The following is an 18132-nucleotide window of genomic DNA, read 5'->3' on the forward strand; positions in this document are numbered from 1 at the left end:
TGAGATAGTGAAGAACGACCTGACGTTTGAAGTCGGTCGAGTATTTTTGCTTTCCCATAGAAACGAAGAACACCTACTCGTTGGGTGTCCAACTTTCGGGGTTCACTTCACCTCGTGAGCGGCTTTTTGTTTTCTGGGGCAAGGAAAAGGGCGCGTTCCACGTGAAACATGACTCCGTCTTGATGGTGCCGGCTCAGCCCAGTTCGGGGGCCGGGCAGTAGAGGCGCAGACGATGGCCATCCGGATCGAGGGCCATGCAGGTGTAGCCAAACTCCATCCGGGTCGGTGCCTGGATCAGGGTGAGCCCGCGCGCCTGCCACTCGGCAGACTGTCTATCGACCGCGGCATCATCGGGGAGGGCGAAGGCCAGCTCCATGGCCCCGGCCGTTTGGGTCACGGCGGGCTCGACCGTGGCGCTGGACCAGAGGGCCAGTCTGGCGCCCGATTCGAACACGAACATGGCAAAGGTGGGGGACTCCTCCACCGGTGGGCGTCCGAACAGCTCGCGATAGAAGAGCGTGCTGTGAGCCGGGTTGGCAACGTAGAGGATGGTGAACTGGGGGATTAACATGGTGATGCTCCTTGCTGATGAGATGGCGCATCGGCGCCGACTCCGTCAGCATGGCGCTGCCTGCTGTCAGTTTCTGTCAGCAATGAATCTGGGCTGCGGGATCTGCTGGCTGTCGCGCCACTCCTTGAGCAGCCGCTCCCGACTGCCCGGATAAGGTTCCGCTTCCAGCCGCATCGCGCTGATCCTGTCTACCCGAAAGTGACGAAAGGCCTGGCGCAGCTCGCACCAGGCAACCAGTACCCGCACCTGATCGAAGTAACCGAGGGCACAGGGCCAGACGGTGCGCTCCGAACTCTCCTCCTTGAGATCCCGATAGCTCAGGCTCACCTTGCGCTGCTGGCGGATGGCGCTGCGCAGCGGAGCCTCGTCGACAGGGCAGTCACCGCGAGAGGTGCCGATCAGCAGGGCATTGGCATGCAGCTGTTGGCGGTAGTCGGCGGGCAGTACGGCCTCTATCTTGGCCAGCGCGCTGCTGGCGGCGGTGCTGAGTGCATGATCGGCATGGGCCGCCACCCAGCGTGAGCCCAGCACCAGCGCATCCAGCTCCTCTTCGCTGAACATCAGCGGCGGCAACATGAAGCCGGGGCGCAGCACATAGCCGATGCCCGCTTCCCCCTCGATGTGGGCGCCCTGTGCCTGCAGGGTAGCGATATCCCGATAGAGGGTGCGCAGGCTGATGCCAAGCTGGCTGGCCAGCTCGCTGCCGGTGATGGCGTAGCGGTGGCCGCGCAGCAGTTGCAGCAGGGCCAGCAGGCGTTCGGAACGGGACATGATATGGCTCCTCAAGATCTCCGCTCAGGGTGCCATGTTGTGACTGGGGGAGAAAGCTGAATGTGGAAAAGGCCTGCCACGGGCGGCGAGAAGATTTTTCGAGCAGAGCCCTTGAAAGCCGAAAGCGGGCCCCTATATAGATAACAAGGTCGGAACGCTCGACAGAGGTTTCGACCAGGCGCCCGTCCATCAGGAGGGCAAACAATCCGTTATCGCTCACAAGAGGGTAATACTATGCGTTCTATCGACTTTTCTCCGCTCTATCGTTCTGCCATCGGCTTCGATCGTCTGGCCACTCTCATCGAATCTGCGGCCAGCAATGGCAATGCCGGATATCCCCCCTACAACATCGAGCAGCTGGGTGACAGCGACTACCGCATCAGCATGGCGGTGGCGGGCTTTACCCAGGAAGAGCTGGAGCTGAGCTTCCAGGAAAATCTGCTGACGGTGAAGGGCAGCAAGCAGGCTGACACCGAGCGTAACTACCTCTACCAAGGCATTGCCGAACGCGGCTTCGAGCGTCGCTTCCAGCTGGCCGACTATGTGCGGGTTAAGGGGGCCGACCTGAAGAACGGTCTGCTGCACATCGACCTGGTGCGCGAAGTGCCCGAGGCGATGAAGCCCCGCAAGATCGAGATCAACGGCTGACAGCCTGACCTCGTTGCATTGCTGATGTTTCCCGGGTGCCGATGGCGGGCCCGCGGAGAGTAAACCCTGTTGCTTTATAGAAGGATAGGATCATGCGTAACCTCGATTTTTCTCATCTCTATTCCAATGCCGTCGGCTTCGAGCGGATGGCCCGCGAGCTGGAAGGCCTGTTCGATCAGAAGACCTCGGCCTACCCCCCGTACAACATCGAAAAGCGGGATCACGACAGCTACCTCATCACGGTTGCCGTGGCCGGTTTCGATCGCAATGAGCTGGAGCTGGAGACCGAAAACGGTACCCTCAAGGTGAAGGGGCGCAAGGTCGCCACCATGGGCGAGCGCCAATTCCTCCATCAGGGGATCGCCGAGCGGGACTTCGAGCTCGCCTTCAAGCTGAGCCAGCACGTGGAAGTGCAGGGGGCCAGGCTGGAGCACGGTCTGCTGACCATAGAGCTGGCCCGGGAGCTGCCGGAAGCGCTCAAGCCCCGCGCCATCCCCATCGGCAAACCCGATCAGCTGGCACTGCCCGGTTAAACAACATCGCTGACCACCTGATAGAAAAGAGGCCTGCATCCGCAGGCCTCTTTTTTCATGCCGAAGGGGGAATCAACCGGCGTAGAGGGCGTTGATCTCGTCGGCCAGGATGGCGATGCCACGACGCACCAGATCTTCGCTCTGGGCATAGTTGAGGCGGATGCACTCCTGGCTGTGGCGCCACTCGGGGTCGTCGATGCCGGGGAAGAAGTAGTGGCCGGGCACGATCAGCAGGTTCTTCGCCTTCAGTCGCTCATACAGCTCCTGGCAGTGGATCGGCAGGTCTTCGAACCAGAGCCAGAGGAAGAGGGCACCCTCCGGCTTGTGGATGTGGAAGCGCGGATCCGGAATGGCCTCGCGCAGCAGCTGGACCGCGAAGGTGGCTTTCTGCTGGTAGAAGGGTTTCACCACCTGTTCGCTCAGGGTGATGATGTCACCGCTCTCGATCATCGGAATGGTGATGGCCGGACCCAGGCTGCCCGGCGCCAGATTGATGATGCCGCTCAGGTTGGTGATGGCCCGGATGATCTTCTCGTCGGCGATGACGATGCCGCAACGGGTGCCCGGCAGGCCGAGCTTGGAGAGGCTCATGCAGAGGATGGTGTTGGCGTTCCAGAACGGCTTGGCGTCGCTGAAGATGATGCCGGGGAAGGGCACGCCGTAGGCATTGTCGATGAGCAGCGGGATCCCCTTGTCACGGGCGATCTGATCGAGGTGCTCGATCTCCTCGTCGGTGAGCACGTTGCCGGTGGGGTTGGTCGGCCGGGAGACACAGATCACCCCGATGTCGTCGCCCACCTGCAGGCTCTCGAAATCCACGTGGTATTTGAACTGGCCGTCGGGCAGCTTCTCGATGGTGGGCTTGTAGGCGACGAAATGATCGTCCGAGAGTGCCGAGTCGGCATAGCCGATGTATTCGGGGGCCAGGGGGAACAGCACCTTCTTCTTGCGACCGTCGGCGAACTCGCCGGCCAGCAGGTTGAACAGATAGAAGAAGGCGTTCTGGCTGCCGTTGGTCAGGGCGATGTTGCGGGCGGAGATCTCCCAGCCCAGCTCCTTGCTGAGCAGGGCGGCCAGCGCCTTGGTAAACCTGTCCTTGCCCTGGGGGCCATCGTAGTTGGCCATGGCCTTGATCAGTTCGCCGTTGTCGAGCAGGGTATTGGCCTCGGCCTGAAAGCGTTCCAGCATGGCGGGGATGGGGGCCGGATTGCCGCCTCCCAGCATGATGGCGTCGGGATTCAGCAGCCCTTGATTGAGGTCGTCCATGAGTTGGGTAATACCGGCGTGGCGAGTGAACTTCTCGCCGAACAAGGAGAATTCCATTCGGTGGCAAATCCAGAGTCAGTTAAGGGGGGAGCTAGCACCATAGCTCACTTCAAAAGCGGGTGTCGATCAAAAAAACGGGGCGTTTCACGTGGAACAGGGTTGCCATGATGGAGGTGGTAAAAAAAACCATTTATAGGTTTTAAAATAACCAACATTCGATTCAGGAAGGGGTGTGACAGCATCAAAAAATTATTTATATCAATAAAATCATGCTGTTACAAATCTGGCACAACTATTGGAATAGCTATCTGGTCATCTCAACCACACCGGAGCACGCCAGATGAAGATCCTGATCGCTACCCTGATTGCCAGCAGCCTGAGCCTGAATGCCATGGCCGCCGAGAACCCCAGACCCGAGCTGGACAGCGCCGCCCTGCAACAGGAGATGCTGGCCTTGCAGCAGCAGGCCTCCCATGATGTGGTGGCAGAGGCCATCCACAACCTCAAGCCGCTGGCCCTGGAGACCCTGGTGGTGGAGGCGAGTTCTGCCGATGCGACTCATCCCGAGAGTTGAGGTAGCGCAAGGGGGTCTGCCCCGTGTGCTGCCTGAAGAAGGCGATGAAGGCGCTGTCGCTGGCGAACTCCAGGGCAGCGGCCACCCGGCTGATGGGCTCGGCTTCGGCCAGCAGTTCCATGGCCCGCAGCAGTCGCCACTGCTGGCGCCAGGCCTGGTAGCTCATGCCGGTCTCTCGCATGAAGATGCGGCCTATGGTCTTGTCACTGGCACCCACCCGTTCGGCCAGCCGGTTGAGCCGATCGGGCAGGGTGTCACCCCGCTTTATCTCCTGCAGCCAGCCGGTCAGACGCCCGTCTGACGGCAGCGGCAACTGCCAGGATTCCCGCGGCGCTTGCGCCAGCTCTTCTTTCAATAATGCCAGTGTGCAGGTCTGCTCTGCTTCCGGCTTGTCCCAGGGCCAGAGCGCCATCCGCTCGATGATCTCCCGCAGCAGCGGGTTGACCGCCAGCACCGCCATCTCGGTCGGCAAGCCGGGCTCCGGCTGGAAGTAGAGGGAGCGATACGCCACCACCCCGCGCATCAGCACCCGATGGGGCAGCCCTGCCGGCAACCAGGCCGCCCGCGTCGGCGGCAGCAGGCAGACCTGATCGTCCAGCTCTATGGTCATGCAGCCGGCCTGGGCGAACAGCAGCTGGTGGCGCTGGTGCTGATGGCGGCCGGAGTCGTGCCAGCCGAGGGCGGCGGCAATACCGATGGCGCTGCCATCGTGCTGGTCCGGATCAAAGGGGTGATCGGGAAGAATAAAGGCCATGTGTCCGATTCTTGCTGTTTATAGTCCGCCTTATTGTAATCGGACATGTTATCCCTCTCTAGAATGGCGACCTCTTGTGAAGGAGGTGTGTCATGAACAACAGGTTGCCACCGCGCTGGCTGGTGGTCGGATTGATGATGTTTCCCCAGATGGTGGAGACCATCTACAGCCCGGTGCTGACCCATATCGCCACTGAGTTTCGGGTGAGCGAGGGGCAGGCGTCCCAGACCCTGTCGGTCTATTTTCTGGCGTTTGCGGCGGGCGTGGTCTGCTGGGGCAGGTTGTGCGATCTCATCGGGCGGCGTCCCGCCATGCTGGCGGGGCTGCTGACCTATGGCGCCGGCACCCTGCTGGCGTTGCTGGCCGCTCAATTTGAAACCCTGCTGCTGGCACGGGTCATCGCGGCCTTCGGTGCCGCCGTGGGTTCCGTGGTGACCCAGACCATGCTGCGCGACAGCTATCAGGGCCGCGATCTGGCGCGGGTCTTTTCGGTGATGGGCATCGCGCTCTCCTTCAGTCCGGTGCTGGGGCTGGTGAGCGGCGGCCAGCTGGCGAGCGGGTTCGGCTATCTCGGGGTATTCGGCGCCCTGCTGGTATTGGCAGTTGGATTGCTGCTGGTCACTTGCTGGCAACTGCCGGAAACCCGCCCGGCCATCACCCAGAGGGTCGCACTCTGGCCGCTGGCCTGCCGGATGGTGCGTGATACCGGCTTGTGGCGCAGCGCCGCCCTGGTGGCGCTGTTCAACACCATGCTGTTCGGCTACTACAGCCTGGCGCCGTTTCTGTTTGCCAGTCTGGGGCTGAGCGCGGGGGAATTTGGTTACTCCGGCATCGTGCTGGCGCTGGCGACCCTGGGGGGCAGCCTGCTCAACAAGCGCCTGCTGGGCCGTGGCTGGACGCCTGCCTCGTTAATACGGCTCGCCGCCGTGCTGGCGTTGGGTTCGGGTTGGCTGGTGTGGGCCAGTCAGGCATCGCTCTGGTTTCTGCTGCCCATGACGGGAGTGGTGATCGCGTTCGGGCTGGCTATCCCCAATGTGCTGAGCCAGGCGCTGCTGGCCTATCGGGAGGTGGCGGGCAGTGCCGGGGCCCTGTTCGGGCTTGGCTACTACCTGCTACTCAGCCTGGGGTTGGCGGTTGCAGCCAGCTTGCAGGATCTCGGACTGCTGCTCGGGGGATGCGGTCTGTTGGCACTCTGTTGTTGCTGGCGTCGTTCCACGTGAAACATCAGCTGCCGATAAAACGGTAGCCGATGCCGGCTTCAGTTTCGATCAGGGTGGGTTGCTGGGAATGTTGCCGCCCAGCTTCTTGCTGCAACATCAGCTGCCGATAAAGCGGTAGCCGATACCGGATTCGGTCTCGATCAGCGTGGGTTGCTGGGGGTTATCTCCCAGCTTCTTGCGCAGACTGGCGATGACGATGCGCAGGTAGTGAGTGTCCTCCTTGTGGCTTGGCCCCCAGATGTCGATGAGCAGCTGGGTCTGTTGCACCAGCTTGCCGGGGTGGCACACCAGGGCCTGCAACAGGGCGAACTCCTTGCGGGAGAGGGGGATCTCCTCGCCCTGCAGGGTCACCTTGTGGCTGCTGCTGTCCAGGGTCAGGCCACAGTGGGGGAAGTGTCGACACTCGCCGCTGGTGGCGCCGACTCGCTGGCGCAGCAGCACCCGGATACGGGCCATCATCTCCCCGACGCCGAACGGCTTGCTCATGTAGTCGTTGGCCCCCGCATCCAGCAGCCGCACCTTCTCCTGTTCTGAGTCCCGCGCCGAGAGCACCAGCACGGGATTGGCGTGGTGCTCGCGGATGGCGTGTAGGATTTGGATGCCATCACCGTCCGGCAGGCCCAGATCCAGGATCACCAGGTCGGGGTTGAGGTGGCGATACTGGGCCATCCCCTCGGTGACGCCGACCGCCTCACTCACCTGATGTCCTTCGGCGATCAGGCTGATCCGCAAAAAACGGCGGATGGCCGCCTCGTCGTCGATGACCAGTATGTGAGCCATTCAGCCTCCCGTTTGCTGATTGAAAAGGGCGGCGACCATCAGGCCGCCGGTGCGTTGAGGGCCAGCGGCAGGGAGATGCGCATGCAGGTGCCGTTGCCGTTGGGGCCGGCGAATGCCCAGATGCGGCCGCCGTGGACCTCTATCATAGCGCGGGAAATGGCGAGGCCAAGCCCGGTGCCGCGGCTGCCGCAGTCGCCGACCGGCTGGGTGTAGAACAGATTGAAGATCTTGTCCCGATCCGACTCGGCGATGCCGACCCCGATATCGATGATGTCGATGATGAGGTCGGGGTCCGCCAGCATCACCTTGAACTCGATGGGGGTGCCGGCCGGTGAGTAGCGGGAGGCGTTGTCGAGAATGTTGACCAGCACCTGCTCGATCAGGGCGCCGTGCACATAGAGCCGGGGGATCTGCTGATCGAAGTGCACCAGCAGCTTGTGCTGGCGCCAGGAGGAGTCGAGCCGGCGGCGGGCGCTTTCCACCAGGTCCGCCAGGTCGACCCAGTCACGTTTCAGCTGGAAGTCCGGTGAACCGATGCGGGTCATGTCCAGCAGGTTTTGCACATAGCCGTGCAGGCGGCGCGCCTCGTCCTGCACCGAGTGCAGCAGTTCGATGCGGTCCTCCGCACTTATCCGGTCCCCGTATTCCAGCAGGGTGCTGCCGGCCCCCATGATGGTGGCCAGCGGCGTCTTCAGGTCGTGGGAGACAGAGGAGAGCAGGGCGGCGCGCATCCGGTCGGTCTCCGCCTGCAACTGGCTGTCGGCCAGCCGCTCGTTGAGATCGATCCGCGCCAGGGCGGCGCGGATATCGGTGAGCAGGGCCTGTAGCTGGTGCTCGGCGGCGGAGGTGAGCGGGCTGGCCAGCCGGATGCCCAGCACCAGGTCATCCCCGAGGTGATGATACTGAGCCTCGGCGGCGTTGAGGGTGGCGGTATGGGCACCGGCGCTCTGCTTCTGGGCCAGGCACCAGTCAATGGCGGCCTTGTCGGTCTGGCCCGGCCCGGTCTGGGTATCACCGGCCCGGTACTGGTAATCCCCATCGAGTGCGAACACGGGCTGCCCAAGGGCGAGGGCGATGGCCTGGGTTCCCTGTCTCAGCACGTCCACCGGGCTGCTGGCGGTGGCCAGTCCCTGGCTCAGGGAGAGCAGGGCGTTACCCAGCTGCTGGGTCTCGCGCAGACTGACCAGTTGCTGACGCTGGCGGGAGGCGAGGCGCCCGGCCGCGATGCCGACGATGAGCAGCACGAACAGGGTGAGCAGGTCGCTGTGGCTGGCCACGCTCAGGGAGAAGTAGGGGAAGGTGAACAGCAGATTGTGGCCGACGAAGCCCAGCACCGCAGCCAGGATGGCGGGGACCAGGCTGGTGGTGAGCGCGGTGGCCAGTACCCCCAGCACGAACAGCATGGGCAGGGAGGCGGGGGGCAGCCAGTGGGAGAGGGCCCAGACCGCGGCCGAGGTCCCCCCCATGATGGCCACCGCGAGCAGGCTCTGGCGAAGCTCACCCGGGCCTGCCGTTGGCAGGGTCAGGCCGGGCTTGCGCTTCTCGGTATCCACCAGCGTGATCTCGAATCCCTGCGCCTGTTTGAGCAGGTGCTGTACCAGGGATCGGCGCCAGGGCGGATTGCGGGATTTGCCGAGCAGCAATTGGGAGACCTGCTGCTGTTCGGCGGTCTCCAGCAAGGCATCGGCCACGGCCGGGCTGGAGAGGGTCAGCACTCTGGCCCCCAGCTGGGAGGCGAGGGCCAGCGCCTGCTCCAGCTCAGGGGAGCGCTGCCCCCTGCTGTCGATGTGCACCACCAGCCAGGGCAGTTGCCTGCGCTGGGCGAAGCGGTGGCCGTAACGCACCAGGGCGGCGCCGTGCTCATCCCCGATGCAGACCATCAGTTTGCCCCGCAGCGGCAAGGTGGTCTTGCCGGCGGCCTGCCACTGCAACTGCAGGTCTCCCTCCACGTGGCTGGCGGCAGTCTGCATTGCCAGCTCCCGCAGAGCGGTCAGGTTGTTCAGAGAGAAAAAAGACTGCAGAGCGGCCTTGGCCTGGTGGGGCACATAGACCTTGCCCTCCTTGAGGCGGCCGAGCAGCTCCTTGGGGGGGAGGTCGATCAGCACCAGGCTGTCGGCCTCCAGCAGCACCTGATCCGGCAGGGTCTCCTTGACCCTGACCCCGGTCAGCTGCCACACCAGATCGTTGAGGCTCTCCAGGTGCTGCACGTTGAGGGTGGTGTAGACGTCGATGCCGGCGCCCAGCAGCTCCTCCACATCCTGCCAGCGCTTCTCGTGGCGGCTGCCGGGGGCGTTGCTGTGGGCCAGCTCGTCCACCACGGCGATGGCGGGCCTGCGGGCCAGCAGACCGTCCAGATCCATCTCCTCCAGCCGCTGCTGGCGGTGCAGGTGCAGTGTGCGTGGCAGGATGGCGAGCTTGTCGAGCAGGGCCAGGGTCTCCTGGCGGCCGTGGGTCTCCACCACCCCGATCAGGATGTCGACTCCCTCCCTGGCCTGCTCCCGCACCGCCTGCAGCATGGCGTAGGTCTTGCCGACGCCGGGGGCCGCGCCGAGAAACACCTTCAGCTTGCCCCTGTGCTCCTGCTCCAGGCTCGCCAGCAGGGCGTCTGCCCTCACTTCATCACGCATCCCCGTGCTCCCGTTGCATCGGCCGAACTGCGGCCGTGACCTCATTGCTCATGCTTGTCCCCGTTGTCGAAAGGGAGCCTTCCCGAACGGCAAGGAGCGCCCTCAGGCGCCCTTTTGATGATCGAGTTGCAGGTTCAACTGGAGAATGTTGACCACCTGCGGGCCAAGGATACCAGCTTGTGCCGCCGACTTGACCTGCTCCGTCAACTGAACGGGATCCAGCCCCCGTTGCTCGGCGACCCTATCCACCTGGGCCAGCGCTGCATCGAGGGGCAGATGGGGATCGAGGCCGGAGGCGGAGCGGGTCAGCAGGGCGGGGACCCTGGCTTCCGGCTGCGCCCTGGCCGCAGCTGCGGCAAACTCGGCCCGTAGCGGCGAGCTCATCCCCAGGTTGCTTCCGCCGCCACCTATGGTGGCGAAATCGCTGGCGGAGGGGCGGGAGTGGAAGTAGTCGGCCCGCTCGAATTTCTGGGCCAGCAGGGCGCTGCCGACCACCTGCTGCTTGGCGTTGGTGAGCAGGCTGCCGTTGGCCTGCCAGGGGAAGAGCAGCTGGGCCAGCCCGGTGACGGCCAGCGGATATGCCATCCCCAGCAGCAGGGTCAGGGTCAGCAGGGTTCTGATTGCGATCATGATGTGTTTGCTCCAAATGTGTTGGGTGGATGCGGGCCTGCCCCGCATCCGGTGATGCCGTTACACCAGCCCCAGGCCGGTGATGACCAGGTCGATCAGCTTGATACCTATGAAAGGCACTATCAGGCCGCCGACGCCGTAGATCAGCAGGTTGCGGCGCAGCAGGCTGGCCGCCGTTCCCTTCAGGCTGACCCCGCGCAGGGCCAGCGGCACCAGCGCGACGATGATCAGGGCGTTGAAGATGATGGCCGACAGGATGGCGCTCTCCGGGCTGCCCAGCTGCATCAGGTTCAGCGCCCCCAGCTGCGGATAGGCGGCGATGAACAGGGCCGGCAGGATGGCGAAGTACTTGGCCACGTCGTTGGCGATGGAGAAGGTGGTCAGGGCGCCGCGGGTCACCAGCAGCTGCTTGCCCACCAGCACCACGTCCAGCAGCTTGGTGGGGTTGGAGTCGAGATCCACCAGGTTGCCCGCCTCCTTGGCGGCCTGGGTCCCCTCGTTCATGGCCAGCCCCACGTCGGCCTGGGCCAGCGCCGGGGCGTCGTTGGCGCCGTCTCCGCACATGGCGACCAGCCGGCCGTCGGCCTGCTCCTGACGGATGTAGGCCAGCTTCTTCTCCGGCGTCGCCTCGGCGATGAAGTCGTCCACCCCAGCCTCGGCGGCGATGGCGGCGGCGGTCAGCGGGTTGTCACCGGTGATCATCACGGTGCGGATCCCCATGTGGCGCAGGATCTGGAAGCGGGCCTTGATGCCTGGCTTGATGATGTCCTTGAGGAACACCACCCCCAGCAGCTTCTCGTGGGTACAGACCAGTAGCGGCGTGCCGCCCTGGCGGGCGATGTTGTCCACCGATTTGAGGATGAGCTCCGGCACCGCCTTGCGATCGAGGGAGAGGTAGCGCAGCACCGCGTCCACCGCCCCCTTGCGATAGTGATGGCCGTTGCGATCCAGCCCGCTCAGCCGGGTCTCGGCGCTGAAGGGGATGATGATGTCGCTCTCCAGCTGGCTCGGTCTGGTGTGGCTCTTGCCCGCCAGGGTCAGGATGGATTTGCCTTCCGGCGTATTGTCACCGAGCGAGGCCAGCATGGCGGCCTGAGCCAGCAGGGAGGGATCCACGCCGGGTGCCGGGATCAGCTCGTCCGCCATCCGGTTGCCGAAGGTGATGGTGCCGGTCTTGTCCAGCAGCAGGGTGCGCACGTCGCCGGCGGCTTCCACCGCCCGGCCCGACTTGGCGATCACGTTGAGCTTCACCAGCCGGTCCATGCCGGCGATGCCGATGGCGGAGAGCAGACCGCCGATGGTGGTCGGGATCAGGGTGATGAACAGCGCCAGCAGATAGAGCCGGGGCACCTGGGTGCCGTTGTAGTCGAGGAACCAGGGCAGGGTGGCCACCACCAGCAGGAAGATCAGGGTCAGCCCTACCAGCAGGGCGTCCAGCGCCATCTCGTTGGGGGTCTTCTGCCGCTTGGCCCCTTCCACCAGGGCAATCATGCGATCCAGGGTACTTTCGCCCGGGTTGTTGGTGATGCGCACCCAGATCTCGTCGGAAACGACAGTGGTGTTGCCGGTCACGCCGCTGCGGTCGGTGCCCGACTCGCGGATGACGGGGGCGGATTCGCCGGTGATGGCTGCCTCGTTGACCGAGGCGATGCCGGCGACCACTTCGCCGTCGGCCGGGATCATCTCGCCGCTGCGCACCAGCACCAGATCGCCCTTGAGCAGACTGGTGGCCGGTACCCACTCGCCCTTGTCATCCTGCGGGCTGGTGACTCGACGTGCCTTTAACTGGCTCATGCCGGCCTTCAGGCTGTCGGCCCGCGCCTTGCCGCGCCCCTCTGCCAGGGTCTCGGCGAAGTTGGCAAACCAGAGGGTGAGCCAGAGCCAGGCGGTCAGCTGCCAGGCCAGCGAAGGAGCGACGCCGGAGAGCGGTTGTCCCAGCAGCGACTCCAGGGTCGCCATCACGGCCGCCAGCCAGAGGGTGAACAGGATGGGGCTGCCAAACAGCGCCCTGGGGTTGAAGCGATAGAGGGCTTCCACCATGGCCTGCAGGATCTGTGATTTCTGTTTCTTGCCCTTCACCTGAATGGTGTCGGTGCTCATTGAAGCGGACTTGCTCATTGGAAAGCTCCCTGCATCGAATAGTTGGTCACGCAGATCAGTGGGGTGTGCCGCATCAGAAGGCACCTCCCAGCAGGCTCAGGTGTTCCGCCACCGGGCCCAGCGCCAGCACCGGCAGGAAGGAGAGACCCCCCATCAGCAGCACGGTGACGATCAGCAGGGTGATGAAGAGCGGGCCGCTGACGGGGAAGTCCCCTTCGCTCGTCTCCTGGCGCGGGGCGCGGGCCAGCTGGCCGGCGATGGCCAGCACGGGGATGATGTAGCCGAAGCGGCCGAGCAGCATGGCCAGCCCGATGGCGATGCACTGCCAGCTGTCGGCGGCGGCAAAGCCGGCGAAGGCGGAGCCGTTGTTGCCGGCGGCCGAGGCGTAGGCATAGATCAGTCGTGACAGGCCATGGGGGCCATCGTGACCGATGACGGTGGCGGAGTTCGGCATCAGCAGGGTAATGCCGCCGATCACCAATACCCCGACCGGCATCACCAGCATGCTGGCGACCACCCACTTCATCTCGGTGATGCCGAGCCGTTTGCCCAGATAGGTTGGGGTGCGCCCCACCATCAGGCCGCACAGGAACACGGTCAGCAGCACGAACAGCATCATGCCGTAGATGCCGGCACCGACGCCGCCGAACACCACTTCACCCAGCAGCATGTTGATCATGCCGACCATGCCGCCGAGGGGGGTGAAGCTGTCGTGCATGGCGTTGACCGAGCCGTTGGAGGCGGCGGTGGTGGCCACTTCCCAGATGCTGGACAGCACGGGGCCGAAGCGACTCTCCTTGCCTTCCCTGTTGCCGGCTTCGCTGGTGAGGTGGGCGAGGGCGGGATCCGGTTTCAGCTCCTGGCCGATGGCGAGGCAGAGCCCCAGCACCAGTATGATGGTCATGGCGATGAGGATGGCGCGGCTGTGGGCCAGATCCTTCACGTAACGGCCCAGGGTGCAGACCATGGCGGCGGCCAGGGTCAGCAGGGCGACCATTTCCAGCCAGTTGGAGAGGGCGGTCGGGTTCTCGAACGGATGGGCCGAGTTGATGCCGAAGAAGCCGCCGCCGTTGGAGCCGAGCTGCTTGATGGCGATCTGGGAGGCGGCCGGGCCGAGCGGCAGCAGCTGCTCCTGACCTTCCAGGGCGTGGAACGGCAGGTAGGCCGACAGGCTCTGGGGCACCCCCTGCCAGACCAGCAGCAGCGCCAGGATCAGCGCCATCGGCAGCAGCACGTAGAGACAGAAGCGCACCAGATCCTGCCAGAAGTTGCCGAGGTGGGTGGTCTGCTGGCGGGCGATGCCGCGAAACAGGGCGATGGCGACGGCGGCGCCGGTGGCGGCGGAGACGAAGTTCTGGGTGGTGAGCCCCACCATCTGGCTGAAGTAGGAGAGGCTGGCTTCGCCGGAGTAGGCCTGCCAGTTGGTGTTGGTCATGAAGCTGACCGCGGTGTTGAAGGCGAGTTGCCAGTTCAGCCCGGGCAGTTGCTGCGGGTTGAGGGGCAGCAGCCCCTGCGCCATCAGGATCAGGAACAGCAGGCCGAAACCGGCGCCGTTGAAAGCCAGCAGGCTGAGGGCGTAGGACTTCCAGTCCTGCTCGCGCCCGTCCGTGCCGCAGCAGGCCAGGGTGGCGCGCTCAAGCGGGGCCAGCCAGCGACTCTTGCCTTCAAACACCCGATACAGGTAGTTGCCAAGCAGAGGCGCCGGCAGCAGCACCAGCAGCACGAACGCGACGGGATAAATGATCTCTTGCCACATATCCGGTTCCTCACTCATGAGTGCGCGCGAGGGCGCGCAGCAGATAGCCCGCGAGGGCGAGGACCAGCAGCAGATATAGCCAATTCATAACGACTCCGTTGAGGTAATTAGCGTCAGGGATCGATGCATATCCGTGTCGATCCCATGGGTCTCATTGACGCTGAAAGGGTATGTAAAACGGGCGTAAAGGCGCCATAAAGCCCAATTTGGCTGGCGTAAAATCGGCGTAAAGAAGGCGGGTTTTGTTGGCTGGTGGACGGGCAAGGCACAAAAAACCCGGCCTGGGCAGGGTTTTGGTAGCAAGTGGCGGAAGCTGACCCGATGGTGATGAGGTCAGCTTCAACCCCGCTTATCGCATGGTCACAAACTCTTCCGCGCTGGTCGGATGGTGAGTGGAAACACAGTTGTAGAAGCTGGTCTGATAATGACAGGCCAGCTTCAACCCCGCTTATCGCATGGTCACAAACTCTTCCGCACTGGTTGGATGAATGGCAACGCAGTTGTCGAAGTCCGCCTTGGTGGCGCCCATCTTCATGGCGACGCCGAAGCCTTGCAGAATTTCGTCCATGGCGAAGCCGATGCCGTGCAGGCCGACAACCTTCTCTTCCGGCCCGACGCAGACCAGTTTCATCCGGGTGGGCTGGCGATGCTGGGTCAGGGCCGAGTACATGGCGGTGAACTGGCTGCGGTAGACCTTCACCTGATCTTCCCCGTATTCGGCAACGGCTTCCGGCTCGGTCAGGCCGATGGTGCCGATGGGCGGGTGGCTGAACACCACGGTCGGCACCAGATCGTAGTTGAGGTGCTCGCCCGGCTTGTTGTTGAACAGCCGCTCCGAGAGGCGGCGGCCTGCCGCGACAGCCACCGGGGTGAGCTGGATGCGGCCGGTGTTGTCACCGACGGCATAAAGGTTGGCGACGTCGGTGTTCTGGAACTTGTCGGTGGGGATGAAGCCCTTCTCGTCCAGGGTGATGCCGGTGGCAGCCAGATTGAGGTTGTCGGTGGCGGGCACGCGACCGATGGCCCATATGAGGCAGTCCACGGTGAGGTGGCGACCATCTTCCAGTTGCAGGGTCAGGCTGTCGTCGGCGTTCTTGATGACGGCCTTGGGAATGGCGTGGGTGTGCAGCTTGGGCCCTTCCTGCGCCATGATCTCCACCAGGGTCTCGTGGATCATGGGGTCGAAGTTGCGCAGCGGCGCATGTTTGCGCACCACCAGATGGGTCTCGGAGCCAAGTGCCTGCATCACGCCTGCGATCTCCACGGCGATATAGCCGGCACCCACCACGGCAACCCGTTTGGGCTGGCTTTGCAGGTCGAAAAAGCCGTCGGAGTCGATACCCAGTTCGGCGCCCGGAATGGTCGGCACCTCGGGGCGGCCGCCGGTGGCAATCAGGATGTGATCGGCGCTGTAGTGCTCGCCGTTCACCTCGACGGTATGGCTGTCGACGAAGCGGGCGAAGCCCTTGATGACGGTGATCTGGTTCTTGCCCAGCACGTTCTGGTAGGACTGGTGAATGCGCCCGATATAGGCCTGACGGGATTCGACCAGCTTGGCCCAGCTGAAGTGGTTGAGCGTGGTGTCGAAGCCGTAGTCGGCGCCATATTTCAGGGCATCGGCGATCTGGCCTGCATACCACATGGCCTTCTTCGGTACGCAGCCGACGTTGACGCAGGTGCCACCCAGCTCTTTGGCTTCGATCAGGGCGACTTTCTTGCCGTACATGGCTGCCCGGTTGGCCGAGGCGATGCCGCCGCTGCCGCCACCGATGGCGATGTAGTCAAAATGCTGTGCCATTGCGAGGTTCTCCGCTCGTTAAGAATGCAGTCACAGCATGATGGGGACAAAGCGGCCGGCCCACAAGAGCCGGTGCTCAGTTCTGCTGGATGGGCAGGCGAATGTGGAACTGGGCGCCCTGGCCCGGTTCGCTGGCGCAGTGGATGCGGCCGCGCAGCAACTGGACCACCAGGTTGTAGATGATATGGGTGCCGAGCCCGCTGCCACCCTGGCCCCGCTTGGAGGTGACGAAGGGATCGAAGATGCGCGGCAGTATCTCCGGGGGGATGCCGCGGCCGTTGTCACTGTAGTCGATGACCAGCTCGTCTCCCTGCTGCGCTACCTGGATGGTGATCTTTCTGGGCCTGTCCCAGCCATCGAAACCGTGATGGATGGAGTTGAGGATCAGGTTGGAATAGATCTGGGTGAAGCTGCCCGGGAAGGAGTAGATGCTCAGCTTGGGATCGCACTGGATGTCCACCTCGCACTGGGCCTTCTTGAGCTTGTAACCGAGGGAGACCACCACCTGATGCAGGTTGTCGGCGAGGCTGAAGTTGTATCGGGCCTCGGAGGACTGATCCACTGCCACCTGCTTGAAGCTGGCGATGAGTTCTGAGGCGCGTCTCAGGTTGCCTTGCAGCAGTTGCATCGACTCGTCGAGATTCTGGGTGAATTCGTTGAGGTAGGTGCGGGAGAGCTGCTTGGCCTCGATATGCTGCTTGAAGTCGGCCACCCGCTCCTGCAGGTAGGAGGAGGCGGTGACGCTGATGCCGATGGGGGTGTTGATCTCGTGGGCCACGCCGGCAACAAGGGAACCGAGTGAGGCCATTTTCTCCGACTCCACCAGGGTCTGCTGGGCCTGCTTGAGATCGTCATAGGCCTTGCCCAGCTGGTCGTTGGCATCGCTCAGGCTGCGGGTGCGTTCCGCCACCTTGCCTTCCAGCTGCTCGTTGAACAGGGTGATCTCCCGCTCCACCTTTTTGAGGGGGGTGATGTCATAGCCAAAGCCGATCAGGTACTTGAGGTTGGGCCCCTCGTAGAAGGGAGCGAAGGTCCACTGCAGTACCAGCTCGTTGCCCTGCTGGTCGTGCATGGTGATCTCCCTGTCCTCCAGAGCGCCCTGATCGGCCAGGGTGGCGGCCAGCTCGTCACGCTGCTCCTTGCTGACGAAGAGATCCAGCCAGTTGTGCTGCAACAGCTCCTGGTGGTGATAGCCGGTGAGCAGGATGGCCGCCGGGTTGATGCTGGCGATGTTGAGATCCGGCTCCATGCAGCAGATGACCATGTTGGCGGAGTTGATCAGGGTGGCGGAGAAGTCCCGCTCCTGCTGGAGCTGATCGGCGGCCTGATGGCGGGCGGTGAACTCGTCGTTCAGCCGGGTGCGCATCTGGTTGAGGGTGGCGGCCAGGGTATCGAATTCGTCAGGGGACTTGCGGGGCAGGGGGCGACCTTCCAGGGTCAGCTCCACCGCGAGGCGATCCAGGCTCAGTTTCTGGGCATAGCTGACGATGCGGTTGATATGACGGATCACCAGATAGTAGATGATGACCAGGATGCAGAACGAGACGACCAGGGTCTTGATGGTCTGGCTGACCAGGATCAGCACGGATTTCTCGATGAGGCGCTGGTAGACCTGCTCCAGGGAGGCGGCGACGAACAGCTTGCCGACCACTTCCCCCTGATAGCTCAGGGTGAACTCGCGGGAGATGTCGTATTGGGGCTGCTCCACCCCCTGGGTGAGCAGAGGTACTTCCGAATTGCCCAGCATCTCCTTGACCATGACGAACTGCATGTTGGGCAGGTTCATGATGCCCTCGATCTGCACCTTCACCTGCTCTTCATCCAGATTCCAGAGACTGGCCGAGATGGGTTGCAGGAAGGAGGCCTCGATCTGGCCGATGCTGGCCTCGATGACGGTCACATCCTTGTTGTAGTCCCAGGCGAGCTGAAGCACGGTGATGAGCAGTGCCAGCACCGTACTGCAGATCAGAATGTAGGAAAGCAGACGATAAGAGAGTCCGTTAAGGCCGACGGCCTTGGAGAAGATTCCTGACATGGCGTCCTTGCGGTCTGGATTGAGTGCGGTTTAGTTTAACTGCTTCATGGACTTATGTCGTGTGTCATC

At 63.5% G+C, this 18132-nt stretch carries 15 protein-coding genes; 4 read left to right on the forward strand and 11 right to left on the reverse strand.

Features of this window, described 5'->3' with window-relative positions; all coding sequences use genetic code 11:
• Window positions 1–193 precede the first annotated feature (193 nt).
• Together PG883_RS12350 and PG883_RS12355 are read right to left on the reverse strand one after the other, a co-directional pair.
• Window positions 194–571 carry a VOC family protein gene (locus PG883_RS12350; protein ID WP_041212070.1) on the reverse strand — a complete coding sequence of 126 codons (378 nt, stop codon included), beginning with the start codon at window positions 569–571 and terminating at the stop codon, window positions 194–196.
• A gap of 66 nt (window positions 572–637) precedes the next feature.
• Complete coding sequence (locus PG883_RS12355; RefSeq protein ID WP_041212071.1) at window positions 638–1342, reverse strand: helix-turn-helix transcriptional regulator; 705 nt, start codon at window positions 1340–1342, stop codon at window positions 638–640.
• A gap of 234 nt (window positions 1343–1576) precedes the next feature.
• On the opposite strand from PG883_RS12355, the gene PG883_RS12360 reads away from it, so the two are divergent.
• Window positions 1577–1990 carry an Hsp20 family protein gene (locus PG883_RS12360; protein WP_010672291.1) on the forward strand — a complete coding sequence of 138 codons (414 nt, stop codon included), beginning with the start codon at window positions 1577–1579 and terminating at the stop codon, window positions 1988–1990.
• Between the two features lie 92 nt (window positions 1991–2082).
• On the forward strand, window positions 2083–2523 hold the full coding sequence (locus PG883_RS12365) for an Hsp20 family protein (RefSeq protein WP_010672292.1): 441 nt from the start codon (window positions 2083–2085) through the stop codon (window positions 2521–2523).
• Between the two features lie 72 nt (window positions 2524–2595).
• Here PG883_RS12365 and PG883_RS12370 read toward each other — a convergent pair whose 3' ends face one another.
• Complete coding sequence (locus PG883_RS12370; RefSeq protein WP_042864675.1) at window positions 2596–3846, reverse strand: valine--pyruvate transaminase; 1251 nt, start codon at window positions 3844–3846, stop codon at window positions 2596–2598.
• A 283-nt stretch (window positions 3847–4129) separates the two neighbouring features.
• On the opposite strand from PG883_RS12370, the gene PG883_RS12375 reads away from it, so the two are divergent.
• The gene (locus PG883_RS12375) at window positions 4130–4363 is read left to right on the forward strand and encodes a hypothetical protein (RefSeq protein WP_041214189.1); all 234 of its coding nucleotides are present in this window, start codon (window positions 4130–4132) and stop codon (window positions 4361–4363) included.
• Here PG883_RS12375 and PG883_RS12380 read toward each other — a convergent pair.
• Window positions 4293–5117 (reverse strand): AraC family transcriptional regulator, encoded by an 825-nt coding sequence (locus PG883_RS12380; protein ID WP_128341606.1) that lies wholly within the window; start codon window positions 5115–5117, stop codon window positions 4293–4295. The two genes, PG883_RS12375 and PG883_RS12380, sit on opposite strands and share 71 nt — an antisense overlap.
• Window positions 5118–5209: 92 nt before the next feature.
• Between PG883_RS12380 and PG883_RS12385 the strand changes: the two genes are divergently transcribed.
• A complete protein-coding gene (locus PG883_RS12385; protein WP_270807240.1) occupies window positions 5210–6337 on the forward strand; it encodes a multidrug effflux MFS transporter in 1128 nt (375 codons plus the stop codon).
• Between the two features lie 96 nt (window positions 6338–6433).
• Here the strand turns inward: PG883_RS12385 and PG883_RS12390 are convergent, their stop codons facing one another.
• The 7 genes from PG883_RS12390 to PG883_RS12420 all read right to left on the reverse strand — a co-directional run bounded on the left by PG883_RS12390 (window position 6434) and on the right by PG883_RS12420 (window position 18063).
• Window positions 6434–7117 carry a response regulator gene (locus PG883_RS12390; protein ID WP_010672297.1) on the reverse strand — a complete coding sequence of 228 codons (684 nt, stop codon included), beginning with the start codon at window positions 7115–7117 and terminating at the stop codon, window positions 6434–6436.
• 38 nt (window positions 7118–7155) lie between these two features.
• Entirely contained in the window at window positions 7156–9744 is a 2589-nt protein-coding gene (locus PG883_RS12395; RefSeq protein WP_270807241.1) for a sensor histidine kinase, read from the reverse strand.
• A gap of 102 nt (window positions 9745–9846) precedes the next feature.
• A complete protein-coding gene (kdpC, locus tag PG883_RS12400; protein ID WP_270807242.1) occupies window positions 9847–10374 on the reverse strand; it encodes a K(+)-transporting ATPase subunit C in 528 nt (175 codons plus the stop codon).
• 60 nt (window positions 10375–10434) lie between these two features.
• Window positions 10435–12492 carry a potassium-transporting ATPase subunit KdpB gene (gene kdpB / locus PG883_RS12405; RefSeq protein WP_128341614.1) on the reverse strand — a complete coding sequence of 686 codons (2058 nt, stop codon included), beginning with the start codon at window positions 12490–12492 and terminating at the stop codon, window positions 10435–10437.
• 55 nt (window positions 12493–12547) lie between these two features.
• Entirely contained in the window at window positions 12548–14230 is a 1683-nt protein-coding gene (gene kdpA, locus PG883_RS12410) for a potassium-transporting ATPase subunit KdpA (protein ID WP_270807243.1), read from the reverse strand.
• A 448-nt stretch (window positions 14231–14678) separates the two neighbouring features.
• On the reverse strand, window positions 14679–16028 hold the full coding sequence (gene gorA, locus PG883_RS12415; RefSeq protein WP_270807244.1) for a glutathione-disulfide reductase: 1350 nt from the start codon (window positions 16026–16028) through the stop codon (window positions 14679–14681).
• Window positions 16029–16104: 76 nt separating this feature from the next.
• Window positions 16105–18063: an ATP-binding protein gene (locus PG883_RS12420; protein WP_010672308.1), complete on the reverse strand. Its 1959-nt coding sequence runs from the start codon at window positions 18061–18063 to the stop codon at window positions 16105–16107.
• Window positions 18064–18132: the final 69 nt, after the last annotated feature.

This window comes from Aeromonas sp. QDB25 (genome assembly GCF_027707725.1).
Lineage (GTDB): Bacteria > Pseudomonadota > Gammaproteobacteria > Enterobacterales > Aeromonadaceae > Aeromonas > Aeromonas caviae.

Coding starts and splice junctions, on each gene's coding strand:
- PG883_RS12350 (WP_041212070.1), bottom strand. CDS start 571: ATGTTAATCCCCCAGTTCACCATCCTCTACGTTGCCAACCCGGCTCAC.
- PG883_RS12355 (WP_041212071.1), bottom strand. CDS start 1,342: ATGTCCCGTTCCGAACGCCTGCTGGCCCTGCTGCAACTGCTGCGCGGC.
- PG883_RS12360 (WP_010672291.1), top strand. CDS start 1,577: ATGCGTTCTATCGACTTTTCTCCGCTCTATCGTTCTGCCATCGGCTTC.
- PG883_RS12365 (WP_010672292.1), top strand. CDS start 2,083: ATGCGTAACCTCGATTTTTCTCATCTCTATTCCAATGCCGTCGGCTTC.
- PG883_RS12370 (WP_042864675.1), bottom strand. CDS start 3,846: ATGGAATTCTCCTTGTTCGGCGAGAAGTTCACTCGCCACGCCGGTATT.
- PG883_RS12375 (WP_041214189.1), top strand. CDS start 4,130: ATGAAGATCCTGATCGCTACCCTGATTGCCAGCAGCCTGAGCCTGAAT.
- PG883_RS12380 (WP_128341606.1), bottom strand. CDS start 5,117: ATGGCCTTTATTCTTCCCGATCACCCCTTTGATCCGGACCAGCACGAT.
- PG883_RS12385 (WP_270807240.1), top strand. CDS start 5,210: ATGAACAACAGGTTGCCACCGCGCTGGCTGGTGGTCGGATTGATGATG.
- PG883_RS12390 (WP_010672297.1), bottom strand. CDS start 7,117: ATGGCTCACATACTGGTCATCGACGACGAGGCGGCCATCCGCCGTTTT.
- PG883_RS12395 (WP_270807241.1), bottom strand. CDS start 9,744: ATGCGTGATGAAGTGAGGGCAGACGCCCTGCTGGCGAGCCTGGAGCAG.
- kdpC (WP_270807242.1), bottom strand. CDS start 10,374: ATGATCGCAATCAGAACCCTGCTGACCCTGACCCTGCTGCTGGGGATG.
- kdpB (WP_128341614.1), bottom strand. CDS start 12,492: ATGAGCAAGTCCGCTTCAATGAGCACCGACACCATTCAGGTGAAGGGC.
- kdpA (WP_270807243.1), bottom strand. CDS start 14,230: ATGTGGCAAGAGATCATTTATCCCGTCGCGTTCGTGCTGCTGGTGCTG.
- gorA (WP_270807244.1), bottom strand. CDS start 16,028: ATGGCACAGCATTTTGACTACATCGCCATCGGTGGCGGCAGCGGCGGC.
- PG883_RS12420 (WP_010672308.1), bottom strand. CDS start 18,063: ATGTCAGGAATCTTCTCCAAGGCCGTCGGCCTTAACGGACTCTCTTAT.